Source organism: Microbacterium sp. NPDC089190 (assembly GCF_040701795.1).
In the GTDB taxonomy this organism is placed as follows: Bacteria; Actinomycetota; Actinomycetes; order Actinomycetales; family Microbacteriaceae; genus Microbacterium; species Microbacterium galbum.
Window position 1 is genome coordinate 1 of the sequence record NZ_JBFBHF010000006.1, and the last position, 3,591, is coordinate 3,591.

At 54.5% G+C, this 3,591-nt stretch carries 2 rRNA genes (1 of these 2 only partly in view); both read left to right on the forward strand.

Going from position 1 to position 3,591, the window contains the following annotated elements:
• Positions 1 to 302: 302 nt before the first annotated feature.
• Positions 303 to 1,824, forward strand: a 16S ribosomal RNA gene (locus AB0230_RS17040).
• Positions 1,825 to 2,247: 423 nt separating this feature from the next.
• Positions 2,248 to 3,591: ribosomal RNA gene (locus AB0230_RS17045) — 23S ribosomal RNA — on the forward strand (it continues 1,868 nt past the right edge of the window).
• Together the 16S and 23S rRNA genes form the textbook arrangement of a ribosomal RNA operon.

Below are 3,591 nucleotides of genomic sequence, written 5' to 3' on the forward strand. Positions count from 1 at the left end.
TGAGATCTGCTTCGTTTGAGGTGGTCTTGTTGTGTGTGGATGGTGTGAAGGTAGTGAACTGCCTCACGGGTAGGTCTAGGTGACTGTTTCTGTGGGTGCGTCCGTTCCTTGAGAACTCAACAGCGTGCACTTGTCAAATGCCAATTTATTCCTCGTTGATCTTCGGATTGCGAGAAATTCCTTTGGATCAAAGACCAGCCTCTTCGGGGGTTGGCATATGGATACGTCAGTAATGATGTTTCTCTTTGGTCAGTTTCAAACTCGCTGCAGCATCGTTTTCCCGGTGTTGTGTGCATTTCTTTTTTACGGAGAGTTTGATCCTGGCTCAGGATGAACGCTGGCGGCGTGCTTAACACATGCAAGTCGAACGGTGAAGCCAAGCTTGCTTGGTGGATCAGTGGCGAACGGGTGAGTAACACGTGAGCAACCTGCCCTGGACTCTGGGATAAGCGCTGGAAACGGCGTCTAATACTGGATATGAGCCTCTTCCGCATGGTGGGGGTTGGAAAGATTTTTTGGTCTGGGATGGGCTCGCGGCCTATCAGCTTGTTGGTGAGGTAATGGCTCACCAAGGCGTCGACGGGTAGCCGGCCTGAGAGGGTGACCGGCCACACTGGGACTGAGACACGGCCCAGACTCCTACGGGAGGCAGCAGTGGGGAATATTGCACAATGGGCGAAAGCCTGATGCAGCAACGCCGCGTGAGGGATGACGGCCTTCGGGTTGTAAACCTCTTTTAGCAGGGAAGAAGCGAAAGTGACGGTACCTGCAGAAAAAGCGCCGGCTAACTACGTGCCAGCAGCCGCGGTAATACGTAGGGCGCAAGCGTTATCCGGAATTATTGGGCGTAAAGAGCTCGTAGGCGGTTTGTCGCGTCTGCTGTGAAATCCCGAGGCTCAACCTCGGGCCTGCAGTGGGTACGGGCAGACTAGAGTGCGGTAGGGGAGATTGGAATTCCTGGTGTAGCGGTGGAATGCGCAGATATCAGGAGGAACACCGATGGCGAAGGCAGATCTCTGGGCCGTAACTGACGCTGAGGAGCGAAAGGGTGGGGAGCAAACAGGCTTAGATACCCTGGTAGTCCACCCCGTAAACGTTGGGAACTAGTTGTGGGGACCATTCCACGGTTTCCGTGACGCAGCTAACGCATTAAGTTCCCCGCCTGGGGAGTACGGCCGCAAGGCTAAAACTCAAAGGAATTGACGGGGACCCGCACAAGCGGCGGAGCATGCGGATTAATTCGATGCAACGCGAAGAACCTTACCAAGGCTTGACATACACCAGAACGGGCCAGAAATGGTCAACTCTTTGGACACTGGTGAACAGGTGGTGCATGGTTGTCGTCAGCTCGTGTCGTGAGATGTTGGGTTAAGTCCCGCAACGAGCGCAACCCTCGTTCTATGTTGCCAGCACGTAATGGTGGGAACTCATGGGATACTGCCGGGGTCAACTCGGAGGAAGGTGGGGATGACGTCAAATCATCATGCCCCTTATGTCTTGGGCTTCACGCATGCTACAATGGCCGGTACAAAGGGCTGCAATACCGTGAGGTGGAGCGAATCCCAAAAAGCCGGTCCCAGTTCGGATTGAGGTCTGCAACTCGACCTCATGAAGTCGGAGTCGCTAGTAATCGCAGATCAGCAACGCTGCGGTGAATACGTTCCCGGGTCTTGTACACACCGCCCGTCAAGTCATGAAAGTCGGTAACACCTGAAGCCGGTGGCCCAACCCTTGTGGAGGGAGCCGTCGAAGGTGGGATCGGTAATTAGGACTAAGTCGTAACAAGGTAGCCGTACCGGAAGGTGCGGCTGGATCACCTCCTTTCTAAGGAGCATCTGGCACTGATGGCCTTCGGGTTGTGAGTGTCCAGGCGCCGGATCAGACCGTTCGTGTCTGCCGGTTAGCTCATGGGTGGAACATTTGACTTGGTGTCGGGGACGAGGTTCTCGGGTTTAGTACGTGGCTTGCCATTGGAATGATCTGGTTCGGAGTTGTCGACACATGCACGCTGTTGGGTCCTGAGGGGCCGGGCGCTGATCGCGCTGGTTGTTGAACCGGTGGTGGTTGGTGGCTGTTCCTCGAGGGCCTTTTCTTGATGTCGCGGTTGTGATGTCGGGGAGGGGTACCGCCCGTACTTTGAGAACTACACAGTGGACGCGAGCATCTTCGACATGAGCCTTCGGGTTTGTGTCGTGAAGATGATCTTAAAGATCATTAGTCAATTTTTTGACGATTCAACTCATGTGATTTCAAGTCTTTAAGAGCAAACGGTGGATGCCTTGGCATCTGGAGCCGAAGAAGGACGTAGCAATCTGCGATAAGCCTCGGGGAACTGATAAGCGAGTTTTGATCCGAGGGTGTCCGAATGGGGAAACCCCGCCAGGGCGCGTGCGTACCTGGTGACTCCCGCCTGAATATATAGGGCGGGTAGAGGGAACGTGGGGAAGTGAAACATCTCAGTACCCACAGGAAGAGAAAGCAACAGCGATTCCGTGAGTAGTGGCGAGCGAAATCGGAAGAGGCTAAACCTAGCGTGTGTGATAGCCGGCAGGCGTTGCATGTTGGGGGTTGTGGGACTTTTCGGATTGTTCTGCCGAGCAGTCGACGTGACAAGAGGGTATAGACGAACGGTTTTGAATGGCCGGTCATAGAGGGTGCGAACCCCGTAGTCGAAATGCCTGTTCTTGGCGTGAAGAGTATCCCAAGTAGCACGGGGCCCGAGAAATCCCGTGTGAATCTGTCAGGACCACCTGATAAGCCTAAATACTCCCAGATGACCGATAGCGGACAAGTACCGTGAGGGAAAGGTGAAAAGTACCCCGGGAGGGGAGTGAAATAGTACCTGAAACCGTTTGCTTACAAACCGTTGGAGCCTCCTTAGTAGGGGTGACAGCGTGCCTTTTGAAGAATGAGCCTGCGAGTTAGCGATACGTGGCGAGGTTAACCCGTGTGGGGTAGCCGTAGCGAAAGCGAGTCTGAATAGGGCGATTCAGTCGCGTGTCCTAGACCCGAAGCGAAGTGATCTATCCATGGCCAGGTTGAAGCGACGGTAAGACGTCGTGGAGGACCGAACCCACTTAGGTTGAAAACTGAGGGGATGAGCTGTGGATAGGGGTGAAAGGCCAATCAAACTTCGTGATAGCTGGTTCTCTCCGAAATGCATTTAGGTGCAGCGTTGCGTGTTTCTTGCCGGAGGTAGAGCTACTGGATGGCCGATGGGCCCTACAAGGTTACTGACGTCAGCCAAACTCCGAATGCCGGTAAGTGAGAGCGCAGCAGTGAGACTGTGGGGGATAAGCTTCATAGTCGAGAGGGAAACAACCCAGACCACCAACTAAGGTCCCTAAGCGCGTGCTAAGTGGGAAAGGATGTGGAGTTGCTTTGACAACCAGGAGGTTGGCTTAGAAGCAGCCACCCTTGAAAGAGTGCGTAATAGCTCACTGGTCAAGTGATTCCGCGCCGACAATGTAACGGGGCTCAAGCACGCCACCGAAGTTGTGGCATTGACATTTTTGGTAGGCCTTCGTGGTCCAGCCGTGTTGATGGGTAGGAGAGCGTCGTGTGGCGAGTGAAGCGGCGGGGTGACCCAGC